The sequence below is a fragment of the Caballeronia sp. HLA56 genome (assembly GCF_054655155.1).
The window spans coordinates 504,218-530,293 of record NZ_BAAHOB010000004.1 but is presented as its reverse complement, the minus strand read 5'-3'; the positions used below and the strand labels follow the sequence as shown (position 1 = coordinate 530,293).

Annotated in this window: 19 protein-coding genes, 4 pseudogenes and 1 other annotated feature; of the genes and pseudogenes, 10 read left to right on the top strand and 13 right to left on the bottom strand. The window is 57.9% G+C overall.

From position 1 onward, the window contains the following. Window positions 1–7: 7 nt before the first annotated feature. Both ACYQ47_RS18405 and ACYQ47_RS18400 read right to left on the bottom strand, forming a co-directional pair. Window positions 8–1,078, bottom strand: a complete 1,071-nt coding sequence (locus tag ACYQ47_RS18405) for an extracellular solute-binding protein (protein WP_459906344.1) — start codon at window positions 1,076–1,078, stop codon at window positions 8–10. A 53-nt stretch (window positions 1,079–1,131) separates the two neighbouring features. Beyond that, window positions 1,132–2,238 (bottom strand): ABC transporter ATP-binding protein, encoded by a 1,107-nt coding sequence (locus ACYQ47_RS18400; protein WP_459906343.1) that lies wholly within the window; start codon window positions 2,236–2,238, stop codon window positions 1,132–1,134. Window positions 2,239–2,752: 514 nt separating this feature from the next. On the opposite strand from ACYQ47_RS18400, the gene ACYQ47_RS18395 reads away from it, so the two are divergent. The 4 genes and pseudogenes from ACYQ47_RS18395 (at window position 2,753) to ACYQ47_RS18380 (ending at window position 5,883) form a co-directional block, all read left to right on the top strand. Beyond that, window positions 2,753–3,094 (top strand): hypothetical protein, encoded by a 342-nt coding sequence (locus ACYQ47_RS18395; RefSeq protein WP_459906342.1) that lies wholly within the window; start codon window positions 2,753–2,755, stop codon window positions 3,092–3,094. A gap of 803 nt (window positions 3,095–3,897) precedes the next feature. Further along, window positions 3,898–4,693: pseudogene (locus ACYQ47_RS18390) on the top strand (IS256 family transposase); the annotation flags it as partial. A gap of 98 nt (window positions 4,694–4,791) precedes the next feature. Then, window positions 4,792–5,541 carry an IS21-like element IS408 family helper ATPase IstB gene (gene istB / locus ACYQ47_RS18385; protein ID WP_459906341.1) on the top strand — a complete coding sequence of 250 codons (750 nt, stop codon included), beginning with the start codon at window positions 4,792–4,794 and terminating at the stop codon, window positions 5,539–5,541. Window positions 5,542–5,661: 120 nt separating this feature from the next. Continuing rightward, window positions 5,662–5,883 carry a hypothetical protein gene (locus ACYQ47_RS18380; protein WP_459906340.1) on the top strand — a complete coding sequence of 74 codons (222 nt, stop codon included), beginning with the start codon at window positions 5,662–5,664 and terminating at the stop codon, window positions 5,881–5,883. A gap of 79 nt (window positions 5,884–5,962) precedes the next feature. Here ACYQ47_RS18380 and ACYQ47_RS18375 read toward each other — a convergent pair whose 3' ends face one another. From ACYQ47_RS18375 to ACYQ47_RS18335, 9 genes and pseudogenes are all read right to left on the bottom strand, one after another. After that, window positions 5,963–6,541 carry a hypothetical protein gene (locus ACYQ47_RS18375; protein WP_459906339.1) on the bottom strand — a complete coding sequence of 193 codons (579 nt, stop codon included), beginning with the start codon at window positions 6,539–6,541 and terminating at the stop codon, window positions 5,963–5,965. A gap of 465 nt (window positions 6,542–7,006) precedes the next feature. After that, window positions 7,007–7,627 carry an HNH endonuclease gene (locus tag ACYQ47_RS18370; RefSeq protein WP_459906338.1) on the bottom strand — a complete coding sequence of 207 codons (621 nt, stop codon included), beginning with the start codon at window positions 7,625–7,627 and terminating at the stop codon, window positions 7,007–7,009. 251 nt (window positions 7,628–7,878) lie between these two features. Further along, window positions 7,879–8,046: a hypothetical protein gene (locus ACYQ47_RS18365; protein ID WP_459906337.1), complete on the bottom strand. Its 168-nt coding sequence runs from the start codon at window positions 8,044–8,046 to the stop codon at window positions 7,879–7,881. 11 nt (window positions 8,047–8,057) lie between these two features. Continuing rightward, on the bottom strand, window positions 8,058–8,699 hold the full coding sequence (locus ACYQ47_RS18360) for a hypothetical protein (protein WP_459906336.1): 642 nt from the start codon (window positions 8,697–8,699) through the stop codon (window positions 8,058–8,060). Between the two features lie 327 nt (window positions 8,700–9,026). Then, window positions 9,027–10,178, bottom strand: coding sequence for a hypothetical protein (locus ACYQ47_RS18355; protein WP_459906335.1), 1,152 nt, complete (start codon window positions 10,176–10,178; stop codon window positions 9,027–9,029). 153 nt (window positions 10,179–10,331) lie between these two features. Continuing rightward, window positions 10,332–12,480, bottom strand: a pseudogene (locus ACYQ47_RS18350) (error-prone DNA polymerase); the annotation flags it as partial. An 11-nt stretch (window positions 12,481–12,491) separates the two neighbouring features. Beyond that, the gene (locus ACYQ47_RS18345; protein ID WP_459906334.1) at window positions 12,492–13,865 is read right to left on the bottom strand and encodes a Y-family DNA polymerase; all 1,374 of its coding nucleotides are present in this window, start codon (window positions 13,863–13,865) and stop codon (window positions 12,492–12,494) included. A gap of 84 nt (window positions 13,866–13,949) precedes the next feature. Further along, window positions 13,950–15,199 (bottom strand): IS3 family transposase gene (locus ACYQ47_RS18340; RefSeq protein WP_459906072.1). Its coding sequence is split into 2 segments (ribosomal slippage): window positions 13,950–14,884 and window positions 14,884–15,199, totalling 1,251 coding nucleotides; the frame shifts between segments, so codons are not numbered across the junction. Further along, window positions 14,781–14,897: a sequence feature (AL1L pseudoknot), on the bottom strand. (Overlaps the previous gene by 117 nt.) A 51-nt stretch (window positions 15,200–15,250) precedes the next feature. Next, window positions 15,251–15,376 (bottom strand): annotated as a pseudogene (locus tag ACYQ47_RS18335) (transposase); the annotation flags it as partial. Window positions 15,377–15,469: 93 nt separating this feature from the next. Here ACYQ47_RS18335 and ACYQ47_RS18330 point away from each other — a divergent pair. Further along, window positions 15,470–16,639, top strand: coding sequence for a putative bifunctional diguanylate cyclase/phosphodiesterase (locus tag ACYQ47_RS18330; RefSeq protein ID WP_459906333.1), 1,170 nt, complete (start codon window positions 15,470–15,472; stop codon window positions 16,637–16,639). 186 nt (window positions 16,640–16,825) lie between these two features. Here the strand turns inward: ACYQ47_RS18330 and ACYQ47_RS18325 are convergent. Both ACYQ47_RS18325 and ACYQ47_RS18320 read right to left on the bottom strand, forming a co-directional pair. Then, a protein-coding gene (locus ACYQ47_RS18325; RefSeq protein ID WP_459905946.1) for an IS3 family transposase occupies window positions 16,826–18,012 on the bottom strand; the annotation gives its coding sequence in 2 pieces (ribosomal slippage) (window positions 16,826–17,718 and window positions 17,718–18,012; 1,188 coding nt in all). 83 nt (window positions 18,013–18,095) lie between these two features. Beyond that, complete coding sequence (locus tag ACYQ47_RS18320; protein WP_459906332.1) at window positions 18,096–19,163, bottom strand: GAF domain-containing protein; 1,068 nt, start codon at window positions 19,161–19,163, stop codon at window positions 18,096–18,098. A gap of 313 nt (window positions 19,164–19,476) precedes the next feature. Here ACYQ47_RS18320 and ACYQ47_RS18315 point away from each other — a divergent pair, with 313 nt between their 5' ends. The 5 genes and pseudogenes from ACYQ47_RS18315 to ACYQ47_RS18295 all read left to right on the top strand — a co-directional run bounded on the left by ACYQ47_RS18315 (window position 19,477) and on the right by ACYQ47_RS18295 (window position 25,858). Continuing rightward, entirely contained in the window at window positions 19,477–19,800 is a 324-nt protein-coding gene (locus ACYQ47_RS18315; RefSeq protein ID WP_459906331.1) for a hypothetical protein, read from the top strand. A 32-nt stretch (window positions 19,801–19,832) separates the two neighbouring features. Then, complete coding sequence (locus tag ACYQ47_RS18310; RefSeq protein ID WP_459906330.1) at window positions 19,833–21,833, top strand: EAL domain-containing protein; 2,001 nt, start codon at window positions 19,833–19,835, stop codon at window positions 21,831–21,833. Next, complete coding sequence (locus ACYQ47_RS18305; protein ID WP_459906329.1) at window positions 21,806–24,235, top strand: bifunctional diguanylate cyclase/phosphodiesterase; 2,430 nt, start codon at window positions 21,806–21,808, stop codon at window positions 24,233–24,235. Before ACYQ47_RS18310 ends, ACYQ47_RS18305 begins: the two co-directional genes overlap by 28 nt. Before the next feature lie 512 nt (window positions 24,236–24,747). Next, a pseudogene (gene istA / locus ACYQ47_RS18300) lies at window positions 24,748–25,488 on the top strand (IS21 family transposase); the annotation flags it as partial. A gap of 85 nt (window positions 25,489–25,573) precedes the next feature. Continuing rightward, window positions 25,574–25,858: a transposase gene (locus ACYQ47_RS18295; RefSeq protein ID WP_459906328.1), complete on the top strand. Its 285-nt coding sequence runs from the start codon at window positions 25,574–25,576 to the stop codon at window positions 25,856–25,858. The last annotated feature ends 218 nt before the right edge of the window (window positions 25,859–26,076 follow it).

Sequence of the window (26,076 nt, the reverse complement as noted above, 5' to 3'; positions counted from 1 at the left end):
TGATTGATCAAGTATTGAGCAGCCATTCCTGGAACTTCTCGTTGGCGGAGTCGAAGTTTTTGCCCCACCATGCGTTGTCACGGCGCTGAAGCCGTTCGAGATTCTTCGGATAGGTCGGCAGCAGTTCGGCGCGTTGCGCATCGATAAACTTGTACGCGTCGCTGTTGCTTGGACCGTTCGCGATGAGGCTCGAATACTGCGCCTGTCGATCCGCGCGCATGCAAAAGCGCACGAACTGTTGCGCCTGCTTGAGCCTTGACGTGCCGACCGGAATCGACCAACCATCGACGTTGTAGGTGCCTTCCCAGACGATCTTCACCGGCGCGCCCGAGGTGATCGCGGCGAGCGCGCGGGCGTTCCACGTATCGGACAGATCGACTTCTCCGCTTTGCAGCAGTTGCGTGTTTTGTGCGCCGTTCGCCCACCACACGTTGATGTTCTTGTGGATCTTGTCGAGCGACCTGAGCGCGCGGTCCACGTCAATCGGATAAAGATCCTTTGGTGCGACGCCGTCCGCGAGCAGCGCGTTTTCGAAAAGGCCGATGGGTGAGCGGAAGAGACCGCGGCGGCCGGGAAATTTCGCGGTGTCCCAGTAATCGTGCCAGCCAGTGGGCTGCGCCTTGGCGAAGCGGTCCGTTCGATACGCCATCACCACGCCGTAGATCGAGAAGCCGAACCAGTTGCTCGTGAGCATGCCGGGCAGAATGCCTTTCGCGTCGCTGGAGGCGATATCCAGCGGCGCGAGGTAGTTTTTCTGGTCGGTCAGACGGATTGCATTGTCGGGCGTGATCATCGCCACGTCCCAGATGTGCGAACCGGAATCGACCGAGAGCTTGAACTGCGTCACCGGGTCCGACTCATGCGCGACGTTGACGATGCGGATGCCCGTCTCCTTCTCGAACGGATCGTAGAACGCGGTACGCATCACCGGACCAAGCGCGCCGCCGTTATCGGCCACCGTCAGTTGATCGGCCGCGTGGGCGCGCTGCGTCCAGATGGTCGGGAAACCGAGCGCGAGGCCGGTGGCGCCCGCGGTCTTGATAAACTGTCTGCGGTTTGGCTTGTTGCTTGAACTCACGCTTGTTTCTCCGGTGATCTGATGCGATGGGCGATGTCTTGAGGCTGTGTGTGTCAGTGATCGAGCAGCAGCGAATGCTCCGGCTGCCAGCGCAACGAAACGGCATCACCGATGTCGCGCTGCGTGGTGCCCGCTGTCTGCCGCACGGTCAGCACAGTGCCGCTCTGAAGTTCCACGAGCAGCCGCGTTTCCGAGCCGCCATAAATGCGTTCGACAATGCGTCCGCGCACGAAGCCGCCATGGCCTTCCTCCATGCGGATATGTTCGGGCCGCACGATCAGCATCACTTCGGGCGCGTCGATGGCGCTGGACGCGGGATCGGTGGGAAGGGGGATGAAGCCGTCAGCGGTGGCGAGCAGTCCATCGCGCCCTGGTTTGCCGCGCAGCTTGTTCGACACGCCGATGAAATCCGCGACGAACGCCGTGCGCGGCGTTTCGTAAATGGCCTGAGGCGTGCCAATCTGTTCGATGCGCCCGCCGTTCATGAGGCACACGCGGTCCGACAGCGCGAGCGCTTCTTCCTGATCGTGCGTGACAAAGATGATGGTCGCACCCGTTTCGCGATGGATGCGCCGAATTTCCATCTGCATGTTTTCGCGCAGCTTGCGATCGAGCGCGGACAGCGATTCGTCCATCAACAGCAACGAGGGCTGATAGACGAGCGCACGCGCCAGTGCGACGCGTTGCTGTTGGCCACCGGACAGTTCACGCGGAAAGCGCTCCCCGAATGTGGCGAGGCGCACCATTTCGAGCGCGTGCATGACGCGGCGCTTGACTTCGCTAGCCGGCACGCGGCGCATCTGCAAGGGAAAGGCAATGTTTTCAAATACTGTCAAATGGCCGAACAGCGCGTAGTTCTGAAACACAACGCCGATATCGCGTTCATGCACCAACGCGCGCGTGCGGTCCCTTGAATCAATGATTAGCTTCCCAGCCGTCGGCTCCACGAGCCCGCAGATGATCTGCAACAGCGTCGTCTTGCCGGAGCCTGACGGCCCGAGCAATGTGAGCAGTTCGCCGTTTCTGACAGACAGATCCATCGGATGCAGCGCGACCGTCTCGCCGTAGAATTTCGACAAGCCTTCCGTGCGCATTTTGATGGTGAAGGTGGGCGCGGACGCGCTCGGCATGACGTCTGCGATACGTGCCAGCTTGTTCATGTTCAATCTTTCCTTGAGCGGTGGTTGCAGTCCGCCTGCCCTTGGCAGGCAAGGAACGAGATCCGTGCGGGGCATGCATCCATTGAGGCGGGTCTTGCGTGCCCCAACCTTCGATGCAATCTACCAAGTCAAATTAGAGGGAAAAATATTGTTTTCCCATGCACTGGATAGCCTCGCCCTATGCGGCGCGATGCGGCTGAATGGAGCAATTCGCTTGGCGGCAGTCCATGCACTTGGTTTGCGCGACGTTTCCAACTCTCGACTACACAGGAAAAACTCATGACTAATCGACCTGCTCCAACCGACATCGAGATTCATCCGCTTAGTGCGGGACGCTGGAGCCTGCGGCGTATTCCGTCCAAGCCGTCGACTACGCGGCAGTGCTCACCTTGCTGGAAGGGGCGCGCCGTCGGCGTATAACTAGCAATCGTGGCGCTTCGTCGTGTTCGAAAAGGGTGTAAATCGGCCGGCGTTCGGTCGTGCAATCGCTACGCTCGTGCTGTTCAATCAGTGATTGAATGTGAACAAGCGGGTGCTGATTGCTGTGGTCGCGGACACGCAGACGTCAAAGGGCACCGAGTACGGCACTGTGAGCTACGATGCAGCGCGCTGCGGTCATGCCTTTGTTTTCACAGGCACATTCGATGGGACTTGCTGCGCAATCCATGAGCGGTTCGACGCAATGCTTCGCGAAGCGTTCGAGATTCCCCGAGCGATTCAAGGTCCGGGCGATGATCTCGATCACGCATCATGGGGATGCAAAGGGATGCCGGATGGGTTGGCCGAGCGGGAAGGCGCGCCGCGCCTGCGCACGCCAATCGAACAGATTGCGAATCTTGGGAGCGAATGGGGTTGATTTCGGGTTTAACGTTTTGGGCGAGAACTGCTGGTCCCGCTCCTCACTCAGTAGCCGCCTGCCCGGCGGGGCAACTTTCTTCGCTGCTACAAATAAAGTTACCAACGAAAGCAGCTTTCAACCCTCTGCCCACTGGCTGGTAGGGTGATGTAAATTAGCAATACAGTGACCAGGAGACGGTTCCCCGAATAAAAAGACCGCACAGGCAACCTAACGGTCAAGCGCTTGAATAAACGAAGACAAGTGGATCGCGCTTGTTCTTCGGCCGCGCGCTGCGGGCGCGAAGAGCGTAGGAACGAAACTCCGCAGCGAGCGCATGTTCAGTCACATCGAGCGACCCAGCATCCAAATTACGCGGCCCCCACCTTGTTCTGCGCTTTGACTGTCAAGCTTGGTCGGTACGAGACCAAGGCATTGCCTCGAAGCGCTTGCGCGGGTCAGGGCCTAGCAAACTTTCGGAGACGTTCTAGGTGGCTGGGTCCTTGTACGTTGCGGGTTCCGTTATAGCGTGCTCGGCGCAATAGCGCATGACCGAAAAAATGAGCGCGGTCTGCTAAGGCTTGGGATTTGAGCGCGTGACCGTTAGGTTGCCTATGCGAGTAAGCAGGCGAGGAAGGTCTATTGCAGCCACTGTATCGTTAATTTAGATCACCTATCCAGCCAGCGGGCGGAGGGTCGAGTTGCTTTCTTCGGTGATTTCTTTGCAGCAGCAAAGAAAGTTCCCTCGCCGGGGAGGCGGCTAGGACCTATCCGTAATTCTGTGGGCGAGGCATATTATCAGAGGTAAAAGTCATGATATGCCGATGAAGAAGAAACGCACCGTTGCTTTCAGGCAGCGGCCCGAGGGCCGCTGCCTGCCCTTCCGGAAGGGCTGCTGGATGACCTGGTCAAAGGCCCGATGACGCCCACCGAGGTCCAGGACCTGATGCTGGCGTTCAACAAGGCACTCATCGAGCGCGCGATGGGCGCCGAGATGAAGATGCATCTGGGCTACCTGGCGGGGCAGCCGAAACCCGACGGCCAGGACAACGAACGTAACGGCGCCAGCGGCAAGACGCTCATCACCGATTATGGCCCGCTCAGGGTCGATTGCCGCGTGATCGTGACGGCAGTTTTGAACCCATCCTGATTCCGAAACACGAGCGCCGTTTTACCGGTTTCGACGAGCGCATCATCGCCATGTACGCGCGCGGCATGAGTGTGCGCGAGATCCAGGCGTTTCTGGCCGAAGCCTATGGCACCGAGGTTTCGCCCGATTTCATCAGCTCGGTCACCGACGAAGTCATGGCTGAGGCGCTCGCCTGGCAAAGCCGTCCGCTTGAGCTGATGTACCCGGTGGTGTTCTTCGACGCGCTGCGTGTGAAGATCCGTGGCGACGGCGTGGTGAGCAACAAGGCGGTGTATCTGGCGCTGGGCATTCAGGCCGACGGCCAGCGCGATGTGCTCGGCCTGTGGATCGAACAGACCGAAGGTGCGAAGTTCTGGCTGAAAGTGTTCAACGAACTGAAGACCCGGGGCTGCCAGGACATCCTGATCGCGGTGGTCGACGGCCTGAAGGGACTGGCTGAGGCGATTGGCACGGCGTACCCGCGCTCGACCTGCAGCCCTCGCTCCCGAACAGCCTCACCGAATGGCGCTCTCCCGAGCACGAGAACGTACGCGGTCCCGACTACTACCACTGACCGAAGGAGGTCACGATGTTGATGCAGCACACCCTTACCCAGCTGAAGGCGCTCAAACTGGACGGCATGGCCCGCGCGTTTGAGGAGCAGTCGACGCTCACGGCCAGCACCAGCCTGTCATTCGAGGAGCGCGTGGGCATGCTCGTCGATCGCGAGCTGGCCTGGCGCGATACGCGGCGACTCGAACGTTTGCTGCGCGCAGCGAAGCTCAAGAACCCACAGGCCTGCGTCGAGGACATTGAATACCGGCAAAGCCGCGGGTTGGACCCGCGCATCGTCGCCACGCTCGCCGGCTGCGACTGGGTGCGCAATGCGCAGAATCTGATCCTGACCGGCCCCACGGGCGCAGGCAAGACGTGGCTCGCATGCGCGTTCGGCCAGCAGGCGTGCCGTCAGGGCTTCTCGGTGTTCTATGTGCGCGTCGCCCGGCTGTTCGAAGAACTGAAAATCGCGCACGGCGACGGCAGCTTCACACGCCGGCTCGCGCAACTCGCGAAGATCGATGTGCTGATCCTCGACGACTGGGGCTTGCAGGATCTCGACCAGGCCGCGCGCAACGATCTGCTCGAGGTACTTGATGATCGTGTCGGTACGCGCTCGACTGTGATCACCAGCCAGTTGCCGCTCGAACACTGGCATGCGTGGCTGCAGGATCCCACGCTGGCCGATGCGATTCTCGATCGGCTCGTGCATCAGGCCCACAAGCTTCTGGTCAAGGGTGATTCGATGAGAAAGAAAACGAAATCCGAAACCGCTGACGCTTGATCGTGATCACTGTCGCTATAATCCATTGACCGCGCAACACCACCATCCAGACCGATCACGTTCGCCGAAACGACTGATCACCATCACCGAAATCCGCACTACGAGCGGTTTCCCGACGAATTGACGGCAGAGCTGGATATCGACGATGCAGCGGCGAAAGCGATTCTCGAAGAAGCCAAGGTGTCGGTCCGCGAATTCATCTACCCGAGGGCGGGCGTTGATGATATCGACGACTTCGCGAGTCGGCTGACCGGGCTGCTCAAGGAGGTGGCGCCGCAAATCGCCGCGGCGCGGGGCGGACGGGGCTCTTTTCGCGGGCAGACGATTCAACTGCGACGCTGACTACTGGAACGTTCAAGAGCTCGTTGATGATGGTCGCGGGCTGGCCCGCGACCATCATCGACCGTGAGCGAAGTACGGGTCAGGCAAACATGTACTCCCTGAACGGCGTCACGAGCCGCTCGCGTAAGTCTGGCGGTACGTTTTCAAGACCTGCTTGTTCAAACGTATCGACGCTCATTTTGAAGAACGCTCGCTCAACGCTCCGTAACAACGTAATAGCATTTGGGTATAGCGCGAGGAGCTGTTCTACAGCTTCCAATGCGCTAGCGTATCGGGCATCAGTCGGGGTGTAAGGATAGTTGTGCTCTCGTAGAAGCCAATCATTAGCAAAGAGAGTCGCGAGTCCTTCTTCCATGACCGGTGCATTTACGCCGCCACTTGGGGCCAATAGGTGAACACATTCGTGGGCAAGCTGATATTCGGCTTGCAACCAGTAGTCCTGCGCCGACGTCGAGAGCTGGATTGCGATGTGCTTGGCGCTGCCCGGATACCAGATTCGTGGGCCGGTTGATTCAAATTCAACCCCTACTAACGTGTAGGTCTCGTCACGGCTGCCGTATTTCGACTCGATTTCTCGCAAAATTGTGGCCGTTCGGCTCGCAAGGGTCCGTCGGTACCCGCCGGGCGTTGGATGGGTGATAAAAAAGTCGTCGTTCATGTCTGGTCGAGAACTGGTGTCACCTTAGGTGGCGGTCGAATGGTTTTAGCAAATTCCCGTTGAGTTTGACACCGCTGCTGTGAGGAAAGACATCGATGCTTCGGCACCGCAGGAAGTTGCGCCCCCGAGGTGGTCATGCCAGGAAAGACGAGCGCGGCTCGACAGTTGTGCTTGGATGCTGCTACGGATTCGGCGATGAGGTTCGTCGTTACCTGTCCGACGCTCTCGTCGAACCCTTACAACGGCTTCGCGCGCGTCGATTTTGCCGCCAATCGCAGTTGCCGGTTTTGGAGGCAAGTTTTGCCTGACCCTTGCTGGACAAGGCCGCGCGAGGGGAACCGAAATCTGATAACAAGGCCTTGCTGCCTCCCTCACGCAACTCCGCCGTTTCGCCCTCAGTTCCCGCCTCGCCCCTCCGCATCACCTCTCCCGCCACATCACCTTCGGCGCGGCAGCCGCGCGCGCTCACTTCGCGAATTCACTGGAGTAGTTGATTCCGTAGTGCCGCTCGCGATGACAGTTTGGGCACAGAGCAATCGCGTTCTCGACGGTATCTTCGCCCCCGTCGGCCAAACGTCTGCGGTGGTGCACCTCGAGGTACGGCGTCCCGTCTGCACGCTGGAACGGTGCCGACTGTGCGCACCCTTCGCACGCCCCATCGGCTCGGAGCTGAACTTCCGCGATGACGTCCGCATTTCGCCTGAATGCGCGGGTCAGGACGACCACTTGCTCTGGGTGCCTGCTTGCACTGGCAAGACGCGCTCTACGTTCTTCCGCAGAAGACTTCAGGGATTTCCGGACGGCGGCGTCCAGATTCTCGACGACCGTCTCGTGCAGAGCCTTGCCCTTCTCGATGCGTTCGCCGTCGTTTGCGTCAAGACTGCTTCGGCGTTTTGTCCGGCTCAGACTAGGAATCGCGCAGTGCTCGTTCGGCCTGCTGTAGTTGCAGGCTGCCAGCGACCACCGCTCTCGCCAATTCAAGGGCAAGCTGAAACGCAGAAGATGGAACCAGGTATCGAGGCATGTCCGGATTCTCGAAAGACAGCAAGGTGTAGGGCCATTCCACCGCTTACGCAGCGCCAACATTCGCCTGCCGCCGCTGTGCGGACTCAACTTGACGCTCCCGCTGCGCTTCGCAGGTCGTTACGCGCCGCGTCAAGCTTGTCGGGGTTGATAAGGTTGTTTAAATCGGCGCGGACGTTCTCACCGAGGAAGTACGTCGAGAGGTCCGGGCTCTCTCTGCGTGGATGCGGGAGGCCATTAAGAGCGCGTTCCCTAGAAGAACCCTTCCTTGGTCGGACACTCGACGCCTCTCGATGCGTTCGCCGTCGTTTGCGTCAAGACTGCATCGGCGTTTTGTCCGGCTCAGACAGGAATTTTCCGCGTAACTTCCAAGTGGTTGCGCGGTGGTCCTCAAATGAACCTCCTAGTTCAAGTCCGGCTTTCGTTGCCGTCAGCTTCAATCCCTCATTGATACCGAAGTCGTCCTCGTAGTTGACGGTCAAGGAAAACTCCTTCAATCCGTATTCCATTCGCCCATTTGCGATGGATTGCCACGTCGGTTCGTGCGGGTACCAGACGAGCGCACTCGGAAGGCGAGGAGTCGTTGTCCCGGCAAAGAGGCTTCATAAAGCAAACTTGAGGAGCTCGACTGCTTACTCGAGAGCTCCGCATGCACCGTCACTTCTGGGATGGGAGCAGATAGATTCGCAGCAAACTCGCGAGACCATCCGCGGACGTGTTCGACCTTAATTTCAGAGGCACCGAGGCTCATCAACAGGTTGATTGCCTCCGAGAATTTGTGCTCAAACGCAAGACGATGAAACGACGCGACCGCGAAGTAAACTTCTTCTTTCGCTGGATGCCCGACGTAAAGGGTTCCCTGTCGAGGGTGCCCTAGAGGAAAAGTCAGTCGCTTTGCGTCTGTTTCACTTATCTGGACAATGTTCAGCCCGTTCTCGCGGGCTTTGTATAAGGCAACAAGAGCCTCCGCCACGCCGACGATGGCGGACGTGACAAAATTGCCGCCAATAAAGAACTTGAATGCTTTGTCGGCAACGCTCGTGAAGTCAAAGCCGTTCTTCGGTTGCTTGGCCTCGGCTTCTTTGGCCGCCCGCACAACTTCGTCGGACGCCACAACAATGAGCTGGCTGTTCATGGCATTGAGCAGTGAAAGTGAATGGGAAGCATACCCTTAGCGATGCGCATTCTATAAGTAGTTACGACTTAGTGGGATGAGGATACAGAACCGCGTGACCTCATGGTCACAACCAATGAAGTGAGCCGTCCGTGTTTTTCGACAAGGGGAGTTCGTGGATTCCGTCGGCCCATAGGCAGTGGCTGCCAGTAAGTTGTTCGACCTCAAAACGTCGAACCCAACCAGCATTGCGTGCGGCCATAGGTTTATTGGTTTATTGGTATCTTGGAGCGAACCTTACAGGGGTGGAGTAGTCACGTGCGTGTGGGCGGCCTTCGGTGGGTGAGGCTACGCACAAGAATTTGTTGGAGCCCTGCTAGACAAGGGTGCGCGGTGGGAACCGAAATCTCGTAACAGAGTAGGTGGTCGCACGGCGTCGCATTTCTTAGAAACAGGGCGCGGCGTCTTATGAGCCGGTTTTTGGTCGCAGAGGCTTGACTGGCGGGGTTCTGGTTGAGGGGTGGACCCTACAATCTGCTGCCGCGCGGTGCACGTTCGAAACTGGCACTTCCCGACCGAAGCAGCGGCCACCTTCGGAGGGCAGTCGAAGCCGGTCCGCTCGCCGCGGATCACCTCAACATCCGCGCGGTTCGCCCGCACAAGAACGTCTCGTGACCCGTTCGTTTCGTCGAAAAGCCGAACGTAGGAACTGCCGCCCACGCCATGCCACACGGCGCGGGCATCGCGCGTTCCCCACTTATCAGTGGTCGGAAGCTTGCAGAACTGCACCTTCACTGCGCTCGCCGTCGCGATCGCAGCCAACTGCGTGTGTTCAGCGTCGGAGAAGACGACGACTTGACCGGGCGCCGAGCGCACGCCGAGGTTGACCATTGCCAGATTCAACAAGGCGGGGCGAGTCGCGACGAGCAAACCGAAGATCGTCATCGCAAGAAAACTCACGGTCAGGCGAATGCTGGGTCGCTGTGCCGTGGTGGGGACGATGAGCAGGAGGATCCCGCCGATTAGGCCAGCAGCCGCGAAGAACAACAACGTCGCGTGCATGCGCGCATCGGGCGATTGATCTCTCATAAAAAACAACGCGGAGGCAAATGCGAGCGTTGCAATCAACGACATGACGACCATTGCTCCGTTATCGACTGCCCGATGCAGCGAAGCGGCCGGCGGCTGCCCGCGGCGCTTGAGGCGGAAGTTGTTGGCGACGACGACAAGCTTGAGCACCCACAACGCCGCGAAGGCACCGAAGCCGATGCCAATCAGCGCAATGCAAGTGAATGAGAACGCGGCGGAGGCGAGGAAGAAGGCATCGCCGAGCGACAAACCCTCGGGCACGATGCTTTCGAAATAGCAGTAGGCGATCAACACAGCACCGCCGAGGAGAAGGACCGCTTTCCACGCTGTCGCGAAGGATGCTTGAATGACGTCGATGAGCGACTTGACCAGCTTAATCGCGTCGACGGGCTCTTTCTTGTTGGGTTCCATGGGACCTCGCTTAGGTGACGATAGCGACGCGAGTTCGTTCGCGTCACAAACCAGCCTATCGACACCACCGCGAAGTCAAGGACGGTTTTGAGCCTTTGGGCGGAATAAATATGGCGACACTGTTAGCGCATGCCGTCGCCTCGTCAGCGCCTAGCCGCGCTCTTTCATCCCGCCGACGATGCGATCGTAGTAATGCTGCAAGCCGCCTTTGCGTTTCCACGCAGCCATCGCGCGGCGTAGTTGATCCGCCTCACCCGGCGTGAAACCCGCCGCCAGGATCGCGACCTGCATCACCTGCTCCTGGAAAATCGGCACGCCGAGCGTGCGACCGAGGGCCGTTTTGAGCGCTTCGCTTGGATAGGTCACCGGCTCCAGTCCTTTTCGGCGTCTCAGATACGGATGAACCGCACCGCCTTGAATCGGACCCGGGCGCACGATTGCCACCTCAATGACGAGATCGTAGAACTCACGAGGTTTCAGGCGAGGCAGCATGCTCATCTGTGCGCGCGATTCGATCTGGAACACACCGACCGTATCGGCCTGCGAGATCATCTCGTAGGTGGCAGGATCTTCCGATGGAATGTCCTGCATCTCGAAGCGCTCGCCGCGTTGCTCTGAGACGATATCGAGCGTGCGGCGAATGGCCGAGAGCACGCCGAGCGCGAGCACGTCGATTTCAGGAGACCCAGCGCTTCGAGATCATCCTTGTCCCATTGAATTGCGGAGCGATCAGCCATTGCCGCGTTCTCGACGGGCACCAAGCGCGTGAGCTTACCGCGACTGATGACGAATCCGCCTGAGTGCTGCGACAGATGTCGCGGAAAATTCAGGATCTCCGCGGCGAGCTTCGCCCACATCTGAATCAGCGGGTTTTCGGGATCGAGCCCCGACTCCTCGAACGACGCAAGAGGTCCTGCGAGTGATCGAACCATTGATGACTCTTCGCGACTTTGTCGACGATCTGCGGATCGATCCCCAGCGCCTTGCCTGTTTCGCGTAACGCACCTCGCGGCCGGTAGGTTGAAACTGCTGCCGCGATTGCCGCACGATCGCGCCCGTATTTGCGATAGATGTACTGGATGACTTCTTCGCGTCGCTGATGCTCGAAGTCGACGTCGATGTCCGGTGGTTCGCCACGCTCTTTGCTGATGAACCGCTCAAAGAGCATGTTGCCGCGCGAGGGATCAACCTCCGTCACGCCCAGGCAGTAACACACCGCGCTATTGGCCGCAGACCCACGTCCCTGACACAGGATGTGTTCACTTCGCGCGAAGCGCACGATGTCATAGACGGTCAGGAAATACGCTTCATAACGCATCTCGCCGATCAGTTGCAACTCATACTCGATCTGCTGCTGCACGTCATGCGGAATGCCAGCCGGAAAGCGCTTATGCGCGCCGATGTAGGTCTCCTGCCGCAGGTAGCCTTCGTGCGTGAAGCCTGTAGGCACCAGTTCATCGGGATATTCGTAGCGCAGCTCATCCAGCGAGAATGTGCAGCGCTCGAGAATGTTGAGCGTCTGAGTAAGGGCGTGGACAGGATAGAGATTCGCGAGACGCAGCCGCGAGCGAAGATGCTGTTCCGCATTGGGTGCGAGATCGTAGCCACAATCGGCGACGGGCTTGCCGACACGGATCGCCGTCATCGTGTCCTGCAGCGGTTTTCGGAAGCGCACGTGCATCACGACCTTGCCGAGCGCGACGACCGGCACGCGATGCCGCTCGGCGATGTATTCGACGCTGCCGCGATGAATGTCGTCCGTCGCGCGTTGATGCAAAATCAGTCCGACCCATGCACGAGCCGGAAACGTCTCATTGAGCCATTCGAGCTGCGCTGAAAGCGCCTCTTCCTTCGCTGGGAAATCCGGCACGAGAATCGCCAAACAGTCAGGCACGCCGCGTAGATGTGCGTAGTCTTTGTCTGGCTTCGAGATGTCGTGCGGTGTGAGCAGATACGTGCCTTTTACCGCGCGCATGCGGCCCAGCGTGATCAGCTCGGACAGGTTGCCGTAGCCGTTGCGGTTTTGCGCAAGCAGAATCAGACCGAACGCCGGGCTCTTGTCTGCGTGCACGAGCCGGAAGTACGAGCCGATGACAAGCGGCAACTTTTCTTCTTTTGCCTGGACATGTGCGCGCACGACGCCGGCCAGTGAACACTCGTCGGTGATGGCCAGTCCCGAGTAGCCGAGTTGCGACGCACGCAGCACGAGCTCCTCACCATGCGATGCACCATGCAGAAACGAAAAGTTCGTGAACGCGAAAAGCTCCGCGTAGTCGGGAAGCGTCGAGGAGAACAGATCCACGGCAACACCGATTACCCGAACAGTCCGTGCAGAAACCAGCGGACCTCTTCAGTCTTCACGCTCGGCCGTTCACGGTAGATCCAATAACAGCTGTTGTCGGTGGCTTCCGCGACGTAATAATCGCGCGTTACCAACTGACCATCGTGCCAGCCTGCTTCGATGCGTTCACCCGTTGAGACAAGTTTGAGCGGGCAGCCATAGAATGGTCGGTGATTCTTGATCATCAGCCGCACAGGCGCGTCCAGCAACCACGTAGGACGCGGAAGATCGGCCGGAGGCAGGCAGGGCTTGGTGGATGCCTGTACGGGCACCCATTGATTCGCGTGTTCGGGCCGGTGATCAGATGTTGGCGCCGGCCGCAAGACGTTCTCGGATCCCAGACGCGCGACCAGCAGTTCGAGCAATCGATTGTGATCCTCTGCAGAGCCGCCTGGATCCGGGAAAAGCGAGTCGCTGGGCGGCTCGGCGGGCTGAACCTTCGTAGCGCTCAGGCGCACCGCAATGACAGCCGCTTCCAGCTCGATGCGGCCGAGTCGTTCTTTGAGCAGGCGAACCAGATGTTCCTCGTACCAAGTTGGCTCAGCGAGCGCGATATCGATTACTGTCGGTTCGATCGCCTGGCGGCCTCGCTCGTGTTCGAGCGTGATCGTCGCCTGCGTGAGTGCGAGCTGCTGCGCGCTCAACCAGCCGCAGAGTTGCACGATCAGGCGTCGTGCGGAGAAAAGGATGGCCTCGGCATGCTCGACGCGATCGGGCAGTTCGATACGCGTGCTGAAGGCAGGCGGCAAGTCCAGCCACGCGTACATTTCAGGCGACAGGCCGTAGGCCCGATCAAGCGAATCGAGTAAATCCACACCGCACCTCTTTTTAAGCCCCGCGCGCGGCAGGCGTCGAATATCGTTGAGTACCCGGCAACCCAGGCCGTTGAACCACTCGGCAAATGACCGGACTTCGGGGACCAACATGAACGGCAGCTCACCCAGATGGCGTTCGAGCGAACGCATCTTGAGCACGCGTCGATGGCCACGTTTAGCAAGCAACCATGCCCCTTGACCCGTGGGCGCCACGCTCATTCGGGCGGTGACGCCAATCGTTCTCACCATCTCGAGAATCTGCCGGCAGACGTGCACGATGCCACCGAAGAGCCGAAGACTTGCTGTCACGTCGACAATGATCGTTTCTTCTTCACGTAACGCAACTTGCGGCGAAAAACGAAGCAGGGCGAACGCGACTTCGCGTTGTACGTCCAGTTCACGCGCGGGGTCACGGTCGTACATCAGCGCATCGGCCGCGAGCGTCGTCACCCCACCGCGCTTCATGCCCACCAACACCCCTGCATCTTTTGCCGCCTGATCGAGGACGATCACGCGGTCACGCTCAAGCACCACACATCCGTGTTCAGTTGGAGATGACCACCTCGGACGGAACACTGAAGCGCACCTGGAATTTCGGAGACGTTTTTGCTGGAGTTACGCTGCCATCGGCATTCCAGCGATTCGTTCATAGTAGCGGGCTTCCGCTTCGGCCGGTGGGATGTTGCCGATCGGCTCAAGCAGGCGTCGGTGATTAAACCAGTCCACCCATTCAAGCGTGGCGAGTTCAACCGCCTGCACGTTACGCCATGGTCCGCGACGATGAATAACTTCTGCCTTGTAAAGGCCGTTGATCGTTTCGGCGAGTGCGTTATCGTATGAATCTCCGACGCTGCCGACTGACGGTTCGATTCCTGCTTCGGCTAGACGCTCCGTATACCGAATTGAAACGTATTGCGACCCGCGGTCCGAATGATGTACCAAACGGTTACTTTCGGCTGGTCGGCGCTCATGTACCGCCTGCTCCAGCGCGTCCAACACGAAGTCAGTACGCGCTGAGCTTGACACTCTCCAGCCTACGATGCGTCGCGCGAACACATCAACGATGAAGGCAACATAAGCGAAGCCTTGCCAGGTGGCCACGAAGGTGAAATCTGACACCCACAGCGCGTTCGGCCTTGACGCTTTGAACTGCCGCTGGACGTGATCAAGCGGGCACGGTGTGTTTCGCTCGCTGACGGTGGTTCGAATCGATCTGCCGCGCCGCACACCTTGCAGCCCGAGCCGCTTCATCAGTCGCTCGACAGTACACCGTGCGAGCTTGAATCCTTCGCGCAATAGCTGCCGCCAAACCTTGCGCGCACCATATACCCGAAAGTTCTCTTCCCATACACGCCGGATATGCTGACACAGCAGTGCATCGCGCTGCGCGCGCGGCGGCAGCCGACGCGGATCAGCGCGTCGAGACGAATGAAGGTAATACGTCGACGGGGCGATCGGCAGCACCCTGCAGATCGGCTCGACCCCATACGCCGACCGGTGATCGTCAATGAAGGCAATCATCACTTCGGTCGGCGGTCGAGCTCCGCCTGTGCGAAATATGCCGAGGCCTTGCGCAGGATTTCATTGGCCTGACGCAGTTCCCGGACTTCACGTTCAAGCTCGCGGATGCGGTCCTGCTCCTGCGTCTTGGGGCCCGCGCGCAGACCACGATCGCTCTCAGCCTGACGAACCCAGTTTCTTAACGTTTCGCGTGAGCAACCCATCTTGGCGGCAATCGACTGGATTGCTTCCCATTGCGTCGCGTACTCCGCACGATGCTCGAACACCATACGAACCGCGCGCTCACGCACTTCCGCCGAATATTTCGGCGCCGTCTTCCGTTTTGCTTTGTCGAGGTTTTCCATGACTCTATTCTCTCAGGAGTAAAGGTCTCCGGAAAACCCGGTGCGCTTCAGATTGATGCCGTGCAGCCGAGCCACCATCGAAACTGTCTTGCCGGGCTCGAACGTCTCCCGAACCATCGCCAGCTTCTCATCAGCCGACCAGCGCCGTCGGCGCTCAGGTCCCGTCAACACTTCCATTACTTCGTTCTTGTTGTTAGTCATATACACAGTCTTATGCCTACCCGCTATGTAAGTGGGAGACTGTGTCCGGTCTATCTGGGGGCTGTTCCAGTGGCGCTAGGCGTCGAGACAACTGTCCACGCTGCGATCATCACCGCAGAGAGACTGAAGGCGGCTCTTCCGCAAGACGTGACGCTGTACCGAGTGGGCTATGCAAGATACGCATTTTTGGTGACAGGCGGCTTCGACAATGCTCGACTGCTTGCAGAACAATGCGTCGCTAGCCACGCGAGTCCTTTAGTGCTTAACCGCTCAATCCCTGTTGAGGTTATATCGGCCGCAGGCATCGCCGCGCTGACCACGCCCACTGATTCTTCTCGCTTACTGGGAGAACTCATCACAGCAGCAGACGCTGCTCGGGAATCGGGTGCAGCGGCTTTGTTGTATGACAGCAAAATGAAGCAAAGCCGGGAGCGAGCGTTTCTCATTTTGAATTCGATCAAAAGTGCGCTTGGTAGCGATGGGCAGTTCTACCTCGTTTTCCAACCGCGCATCCGTCTTTCAGACAACGCATGCAAAGGTGCAGAGGCACTCTTGCGTTGGGAGCATCCAAGCCTTGGCAATATTTCGCCTGTGGAATTTATTCCGATCGCCGAACAGACTTTGCTGATCGCACTCGTCACTGACTGGGTCATGAATGCGAGCATTCGTCAGTTGGCGGACTGGCAAAAAACCTTTCCCGGACTCGTAGTTTCGGTGAACATCGCAGCGTCTGACCTATGCCGGGCTGATTTCGTCGAGCGGGTAACGGATGGCCTTTCCCGGCACGGCGTCTCGCCGGCGTGTCTTGAACTCGAGGTAACTGAAGGCGCTGTAGTGCAGAGCCCTGACACCGCGGCCGCGTCTCTCGACCGCCTACGCAAGGTGGGAATCAGTGTCGCAATCGATGATTTCGGCTCAGGATTCAGCAATCTCACGCAGCTTTACAAGCTGCCGGCGGACGTGCTGAAGATCGACCGTACGCTTGTATCGTCGATGCAGGACAGTCACCGTGACGCGTTGATTGTCAATTCAACGATGAAGCTTGCGCACGACCTTGGTTACAAGGTGGTAGCTGAGGGTGTCGAAAATACAGAGCTCTACGCCATGCTTGCGGATAGTCACTGTGACGAGGCGCAGGGCTACTTCATCAGCCGCCCGCTCCAACGCGAAGCTTTCGAAAATTGGATGAGAGCGCACGCGACAGCGTCCATGCCGCCGTTGTGGAACGAGGAGCTTTGATTACTTCTGGCCTGTCCTTGAGTTGCGCTTGCACGATCGGCACACACTTTGCAAGACCGAACACAAGCGCACATTGCGGTCAACTTAGGCATCCAGCAAATGGATAGCCACGCCTAGCGTCGCCGAAACGAACGTACCGTGTGTCGCGACGTGCAGTGATCCTGCCTCGTTTCCACGTACAGCAAGTCATGCAGCGATCATCCTAGCCTCGTAATCGACGGGAGTGGAGAAATCGATAGAGGTGTGCAGGCGTTGTCGATTGTAGTAGCCCTCGATCCAGTCGACGATATCCAGACGAGCCTGCGCGCGCGTTTCGTAGCGAACCTGATAGATTCGCTCGACTTTCAGGGTTTTGAAGAAGCTTTCCATTGCCGCGTTGTCCCATGCATTAGCGCGACGGCTCATCGAAACGTTCATCTTGAAGTCAGCGGCCAGTTTTCGGTACGCCCGGCTTGCATATTGACTTCCGCGATCGGAATGTAGCAACAACCCCAGCGCGGGCTTACGGTGCCAGCACGCGCTGCGCAGTGCCTGGCAGACCAGTTCCGCGTTGATGCGCTCTGAAATTGACCAACCTACGATGCGTCGGCTTGCCAGATCCAGAATGGCAGCTAGGTATAGCCAACCTTCGCCGGTCCTGATGAACGTGATGTCGCTGACCCAAGCCTGATCGGGCTGCCAGCCGTCAAAACGACGATCAAGCAGGTTGGGGGCAACCGGTAAGCGGTGTGTCGAATCCGTCGTCACCCGATACGGGCGTTTATAGACCGGCCGCAGCCCTAGGCGTTGCAGACTACGGCGTACGCGTTCGGCGCTCGCCGGCTGGCCCTGGATCCTTAATTGCCTTACGATCCGAGGACGGCCGTAGCTGCCACGACTGGCCCGGTGAATCGCTGCCACCTCCCGATCAAGCGCGGCGTTGGCCTGCGCTCGCTGACTTGGCACGCGCTTACGCCACTGGCAATATCCGCTGCGCGACACCGTCAAGACGTGACACAGCCGAGTAACACTGTACTGGCCGCGGTGCTCGTCGATCCATGCGTACTTCACCGCGACCCCTTCACGAAGTACGCCGTCGCTTTTCGAAGGATCTCGATATCGAGTCTCGCACTGGCGAGCTCTTTCCGAAGTCGGCTGTTCTCCGCCTCAAGTTCGTTGATCGGGCGCGTCGATCGCGTGCTCTTCACTTCGTGACTGTCGACTTCGCCGATACTTTTAGCATTGCGACTGCGTCGACTCCAATTGCCCAAGGTTGCTACGGGCACCCCAAGCCTACGCGCGGCTTCGTGCTGCCCAACTGATTCGGCAAGCCTAATGGCCTCGACCTTGAACTCGTCTGTGTACTGCCGCTTTGGCACTAGCTTCTCTGACATTAGAACCTCCGTACAAACAGGAATTAGCAAATTTCTGCTGTACGTGAAATCGAGGCATGGTCACAGGCAGCAAAGCAAATGCGTCAGCTATTCCTCGCCCATCTGAGCTGTCGGTCGCGTGTATGTAAGTTGATTTTGTCTGAGGCAAGGGCTGCGAGAGTATGCAGCATTGTCAGTTGCGAGGCTTTTATCCTCCGTGGATATCGGTCGATAACGCAAAGCGCCCCTAGCGGGTATCCCTCATAGTCAATTATTGGTGCCCCAGCGTAGAATCGAATCTCAGGCTCGCCGAGTACGAGCGGATTCCCACTGAAGCGCTCGTCCGCGGTCGCATCCTCGACGACGAAGACGCCGTCCTGCTCAATGGTGTAATTGCAGAACGCGTGTGCTCGGGGTGTCGCCTGGACATCCAGACCGTACCGCGCTTTGAACCACTGATGCTCCGCGGAGAGTAGCGTAATAAGCGCGATCGGGGTCTTGACAATGCTCGCTGCCATTGCGACGATTGCATCGAATTCTTCCTGCTGCGGGCTGTTCACTAAATGCGTTCGCGCCAAAGCCTGCAAACGCGCAAGTTCTTGCGAAGACTCCTTGTCTGTAGCACTTTCCCTGTATGGCGCGATCGCCGCTCGCAACTCCGCATCGTTGGCATGCTTGCTCACCACACGTATTTGCGCATCACCGAGATCGAATTTCAATTCGTCAGGGCTCAGCGCCGACATGACAACGACGCGCGAATGTGCAAGCCTAGGAGATGCGAGAAGTCGTTTAAGCAAGGCGATCCTTTCCCAGTCTAAACGATCGATCTCCAAAGCCACTACAGCCGGCGTCTGATGCCCTGCCTCGATCAGTCCAAATAAGGCGTCGTGGACAACGCTGACCCGAACAGTGGGTAGGTCGGCGACGCATTCACTGCATCGGGTTGCCGCCGCCTCGCTTGCGATGACAAGCACAGTGTGTACGGTCTGCGTTGGTGAGACCACTCGCCGCTCGCGAAGCGCGGACACTGCGCTCTCTCGGACTCGCCGGTGTCCGCCAGGAGTCTTCCAGGAATCAATAGCACCTTCTTCTACCCACGTTTGCACAGTACGGATCGACACACCAAGGATTTTCGCTGCTTGTCTGGTGGTCAGAATCGGATCGTTTTCCATGTATGGGACTCAGATGGCCAATGCGATATGAATGTTATTAATAATCATAAGAAAGAGCAAACAAAAATTCGGATAAATCGGCAAAACTAGAAATTTGAAATTGAATGGTCGTGTCGTAGCACCGCTTCGGTCGACCTGCTTTGACTACCTGCGTAATAGCTGCTTTTGGCCGATCCTCAGATCGGCCTTTTCTTTTTTGTCGTCGGTAATGACAAACGAAAACGAAAAATTTGGAAAAATTAAAGTTTGTCAGCGCGCTGCCGTAAGGCAGACATGGCGCGGAAACGAGGCTCTCCTTTGAACGAGGCCCTATTTGCTCACCGCGGAAACGAAAATTAGGTTTTCTATGAAAGCGTTGAGAAAAATAAATATTGGGTTGAAGCTCGGAATCGCCGCCGCAAAGTCAATGGCCCATCAGTCTAGTGCGCTGCGCGATCTGGTTTCCGTCTTCAAGTTGGACGGCTTGCTGCGAAGTACCGCGAGCAGGCAGCCGGAGGCGAATCTACAGATCCAGCCGAAAAAAGCCAACCCAATCGAACGCGATAAAGCATGCAACCACGGTATTCCGAAGCCTCGTCCAAACGTGAGCTCTCCACGCTTGACGCAGCCCGTGACAGACGATTGGCAAGCGTTCTGATTTCGATAAACCTCGTCCTGCACTGATCGTTCATGATGAATGCTCGTAAAACAACTTCTATACGTGGGCTCGGCTTTGCACGGCGTGCGTACGTATTACGGACTGTTGGTCTTGCTCTAGGGCTTGTCTTTGTCCAGACGATCCTCTGGCGCGAGCATTCTTCGTATATAGCTAAGGGCTACATCGCGTTGTATTGCGTCGTCTGGCCTCACGCTGCATATTGGTTCGCTCGTCGGTCACAGCACCCCGCCAACGCGGAGCGCCGTAATATGTATTTGGACGACTTCGTGAGCGGAACGTCCGTCGCGGTGATGAGTTTTACGTGGCTTCCCAGTACCCTCGTTCTGCTTATGTTCATGATGAACAATGTTGCGGCAGGAGGGTGGCGCCAGTTGGCCAGAGGGTCGCTGCTCTGTCTGTTAGGGACGTTAGCCGGTACGGCCTCCTTCGGTTCGCGAGTCGAACCGCAGTGGATCCCCGACGCGACAACCCTGTTAGCTTGTTTGCCGATGTTGGTCGTGTATCCATTGTCTTTGGGTCTTGCAAGCTACCGCACCGCACTCAAGCTAGCCGAGCGATCAAAAGCTTTGAGGATCCTTAGCGAACGCGATCCTCTCACTGGGCTGTTGAATCGGAGCACCCTCAATTCACATTTAGCTTTGCGACTTGATGCACGAGCTCCGAGTCACTCGCTCAACGTCCTTTTTATTGACCTAGACGATTTTAAGGTTGTCAACGACTCCCTAGGCCATCGGGTCGGAGATCAACTCCTGACGATTATCGCTACTCGACTGCAAGAGGTGACGGACCAAGCCACCGAAGATATCGCTCGCTACGGTGGAGACGAGTTCGTCATCGTCTCCATCCGCTCGCCTGCCGAGGCTATCCGAGTGCTGGCCAGGGAAGTCATTGACGAGATAAATCAACCGGTCGCTCTGGCTGGGCAGAAGATACGCGTGCGCGCCAGTATCGGCATCAGCACATTCCCTGATCATGGTCATGATCCGCAAGCGCTTCTGAGTCGAGCAGATGTCGCGATGTACGCCGCGAAGGCTGCAGGACGCAATCGAATAGAACACTTCAATGTGCGGTTGCATTTAGCAGCTGCGAAGCGTCTGGAACTTAAGACCCGCCTCCAGAGCGCCATGTCAAACAAGGCCCTTGAGCTGCATTACCAGCCACAGGTCGATATGGTGACGAGGAAAATCGTTGGCGCCGAGGCTCTGTTACGGTGGCACGATCCGGTGCTTGGAAACATCCCTCCTGCCGCTTTCCTACCGATTGCCGAGTCAGATGGACTGATTCATGCAATCGGTGAGTGGGTATTGAATAACGCGATAGAGGAAGCACGGACGTGGATCGACACAGGGCTACCGCCTACGCGAATCAGCGTGAATGTGTCTCCCGTGCAGCTGGAAAACCCCGGCTTCTTATCGATGATCGAACGTTCCTTGCACTCGCACGCGTTTCCGCCGCCTTTGCTAGAAATCGAGCTTACCGAGGGCGCGTTGATACGCGATATCGATGTTGCTGAGAAGACACTTAGAAGCCTTAAGGGAATCGGAGTATCGATCGCGGTCGATGATTTTGGCACAGGCTACTCCAGCCTCGCCTCTTTGCAGCGCGTCGACATAGATCGTATCAAGATAGATCAGAAATTCGTCCAAGCGATTGGGGTGGCGCCGCGAGGCGAGGCGGTCATCAAGGCCGTTATTACCCTCGCGCACGCGTTGGGCTTTCACATTCTTGCTGAGGGCGTCGAGACGGACGAACAGCGAACGTTCCTCACTGAGAGCGATTGTGCGATCGGACAGGGGTACCTTTTCGACAAGCCCTTGACTGCTGTTGCCATCAGAGAACGGTTACGCCAACGCTCCGTCCTGGTAACGGGCGTCCCTGCAATGGATTGCTCGTCGAACGTAATGTTCTGTAGCCGACCACATAATGCGAGCACCCGCGTTGCGAACTTCACGTCGCGAGACAATACCGGTAATAAGGATAAAGGATGCATGATCACGTGCGGCACTCCTTGATCGCGCAGGTCTTGGACTGCATCGTAGCGGCGCACGACGGTCACATAATGCTCGTTGCCGGGCTGGTGTGCGCTGCCGGCATCTATGCTTCGTTTGCTATTGCTCGACATGCTGCGCGCTCGACCGGCGCAGCGAGGACGCAGTGGGGTCTGACGAGCGTGATTGCAAGCGGCTGTACAGCGTGGGCAACGCACTTCATCGTCTTGCTCGCCTATCAGCCAAACATGCTGGTGGCTTTCGAGCCTATCCTCACAGCAGTCTCGCTCACGTGTGCCATTCTGGGAATTGGCGGCGGCGTAGCGGTTTCCATAAACAGTAAGCGTGGCCCACGGCAATTCATGGCTGGGTTGATCATTGGGGTGGGCGTCGCAGCACTGCACTACATCGGGCAGAGCGCGTATCTGGTGCAAGGAGCGGTTAGATGGGATCTGACGCTTGTCATCCCATCGATAATAGTCAGCCTGCCAATCTTCGGCTTGTCCATGATGGCTGTCGTCAGTAGAAGCCGGCTACTGCGGATGTGTGGCGCGCCCTCGATGCTTTTGGGGATAGCCATACTGCATTTTTTCGGCATGGCGGCAATGACGTTGACGCACGATTCGAGTGTCGAGTTTCCAGCGGACGCTGTTGCTCCTCAAACAATTACTCCAATTGTTGCGGGGATCTCCCTGGCGCTTATCGCGCTAGCACTTCTGGGTTGGCGCTTCGATCTTGCGGCTAAGGCCAGAATTCGCCAAGACCAAAGAAGATTGCGTGATCTTGCCGACGTGGCGCTTGAGGGGCTACTCATAACGCAGAACGATGTCATCATAGCGGCAAATCGCAGCATTGAGCGCCTGTCCGGTTTCAACCAAGACGATCTTACGGGAAGTGGAATCGGTCGACTCCTTCCAGGGCTTGAACTTACCGACCTTGCCGAAAACGAAGAACGGGAAGCGAACCTTTCCGGCGTCTACGGGACCGTCATTCCAGTGCGCGTGTTGCGCTCCACCGTTCCCCTCGGACACAAGGTGCAAACAGTCATTGCAGTTCGCGACCAGCGGGAACGGCTTCACACGGAAGAAAAGATGCGCAGGCTTGCGTTTGTCGATCCGCTGACCGGTCTGCACAACCGCACCAAGTTTACCGAGCTACTCGAACGGCACACATCGTCTGAACAACGTTCGGAAAATGAACTTGCCATCCTATTAATCGACCTTGATGGGTTCAATATCGTGAACGACACGTTCGGGCATGCAGTAGGAGACACCGTGCTCCAAGAGGTATCTGTCCGCCTGTCGTCGTTCGCAAAAGAGAAGGACGTGGTTGCGCGATTAGACGGTGACGAGTTCATTGTGATGCTAACGGGAAACGCAAGCGTCACTTCGTCCGCCGATATTGCAGCTGAGATCATTGCGCAGCTGAGTGCTCGACCACTCGATCTCAACGGTAGAACCATCCATATTGGCGCCAGCGTCGGACTTGCGCTGTTTCCGGACGATGGAAAAGATGCCACGTCGCTACTGCGAAACGCCGATCTTGCACTGCACTTAGCGAAAAGCGAAGGCAAGGGAACGTTCCGACGTTACCAAAACTTCCTGCACGAGAGACTTCAGGAACGGCAAAGCCTTGAAGCGGGGCTACGCGCGGCTCTGTCCGAAGGTCAGCTCGAAGTGCACTACCAACCCCTTATCGATACTGCGACAGGACGCATCACATCTGCGGAGGCCTTGGTGCGTTGGCGCCATCCAACGCAGGGACTGATTGCACCGGCGACATTCATCGGTCTCGCCGAGGAGACTGGCCTTATCGTGCCCCTTGGCGCCTGGGTATTGCGAACCGCGTGCGCCGAAGCTTCGACGTGGCCGGATGAAATCGGTGTGGCCGTAAATCTCTCCCCGGCTCAATTTCTTGACAAGTCGCTCGCCTCGATAGTCGCATCGGCTATACGGGATAGCAATATTTCCGCACAGCGCCTGGAGGTTGAGGTGACCGAAGGCGTGTTGCTTATGGACATTGGACCGACTATTGAAACGCTCAACCACCTCCGTGGCATGGGAGTCCGGGTTTCGATGGATGACTTCGGAACCGGGTACTCGTCCCTTAGCTATCTTCGAAAATTTCCATTCGATCGGTTAAAAATCGACAGATCGTTCGTACGAGGCATCCCGGTAGATGCGGAGAGCGTTGCTATCGCTCGAGCCATCATTACCATGAGCCACTGTCTCGGTTTGCTGGTAACGATGGAAGGCGTCGAGACGGCTGATCAATATGCATTCGCTGTTTCGGAGGGTTGTACCAGTGCTCAGGGTTATTTCATTAGTCAGCCGATGGCTCCCGACGTATTTGCCGCGTTTCGTGGCGCATGGAATAATCAAGCAGGTCGTAGACATGACTTAGCGGATGCAGAACACGAATTTTAGAACTTGGGAAAACTCCGCATGACTGGCAATGGCTGGCTGCGACGCATCGAGTTAAGCGCGCTTTCATATGAACTGAACCCTAAGAATTGCACATCGATCCAACTCTCGGGGGTTTTTTGTTGGCGAAGAACGACGAGCGATTGAAACTAAGAGTAGTGAAGCAGTCTTTGGCGGGCGGTATAGGGGTAGGGCCTTGGCCCGGGCCATTGGGTAGTCCGCGCGCTGGCGAGGTAGTAGATCGTTGAGCAGGTTGCATGAGACGCACAGCTGCAACACAATAAGCGCCGCGCCTACAGGGCGCATTTCCAAGCTGCAAGTGCTAATGCGTATTTCGGACGAAGGTGACCGGCCGTTTCGGGATCGTGACCGGCGATTTCGGCAACGTGACCGGCCGTTTCGGGAACGTGACCGAACGGACCGGACGACAGGAATGGCATTGCGCATGACATCAACCACGCGAGCTATGCTCGCCGGCTTTTGCCGGAGAGAGCATGCCCGCGCACCGGATGAACATGCGCATGATCAAGGACGTTTTACGACTTAAGTTCGACGGCGGTTTCTCGCATGATCGAATCGCCGCGTCGCTGGGCATTTCCAAGGGCGTGGTCACGAAGTATGTCGGACTGGCGGGTGCCGCCGGGCTGGATTGGGCGATCGCCTGTGATATGGACGAAGACGAGCTCGAGCGACGGCTTCTTGGCAAGCCCACCGGACCCGCAGCCTATGCACAGCCCGACTACGGTCGCATTCATCAAGAGCTGCGCCGCAAGGGCGTGACGCTGACGTTGTTGTGGGAGGAATATCAGGCGGAGTTCGCGAATCGGAAGACCTACCGTTACACGCAGTTCTGCGAGCACTATAAGGCGTTCGCGAAACGGCTGAAGCGCTCCATGCGGCAGATCCACCGTGCTGGCGAGAAGCTATTCGTCGACTTCGCCGGTCCCACGTTGCCGTTGACCACAGGGCGCCGCGCGCACATCTTCGTGGCCGCGATGGGCGCATCGAGCTATACATTCGCATGCGCCACGCCGGCCGAGACGATGGAGGACTGGCTGAGTGGTATCGCCCGCGCGCTGACCTTCTACGGCGGCGTTCCCCAACTGATCGTGCCGGACAACCCGCGCGCGATGATCGCCGATCCCGACCGTTACGAGCCGCGCGCAGGCGACACCGTGCTGGACTTCGCGCGTCACTACGGCACCTCATTTCTGCCTGCCCGCGTTTATCGTCCGCAGGATAAGCCGAAGGTTGAGGGTAAGCGACTCGGCACGGCCGTTTCACAGTACTGAATTTCTCGATGCATGATGGGCGCGTTCAGATTGACGGAGACAGTCAGCTATGTCGAACGCAGCGGGCCGTACGCATCCCCGTCGCACGTATGCGCAAGAATTCAAGCAGCAGGTGATCGGGGAGACATTGGAACCCGGCATGTCGGTGTCGATTGTCGCGCGACGGCACGACATCGACGCCAATGTGGTGTTCGGATGGCGCAAGCAATACCGTGAAGGTAAGCTGGCCGTCCCTGCACTCGAAGCCGCGCCGAGCGTGCCCAGCATGAATCTGCTGAGCGTCGAGGTGATCGACTCGGCATTGGTACTGCATGTGGCGCGACAATCCGGATGAGAGACGCGCGACAATCAAGTTGAGAATGTCGCGGCAGAATTGATGATGCCGATGTTGATTGACGCTGGCAAGCGTTTGTTGATTGACGCGCGGCGTTGATTGACGCGGGCAAGTGGGTGTAGCGCGACAATCAATCTGAAGCCCTTGGTAGCTGAGGATTGCTGTGTAATGGTGACGTCGCAGTTACTCTGCCAGCGCGACAATCAGGATGTACAACC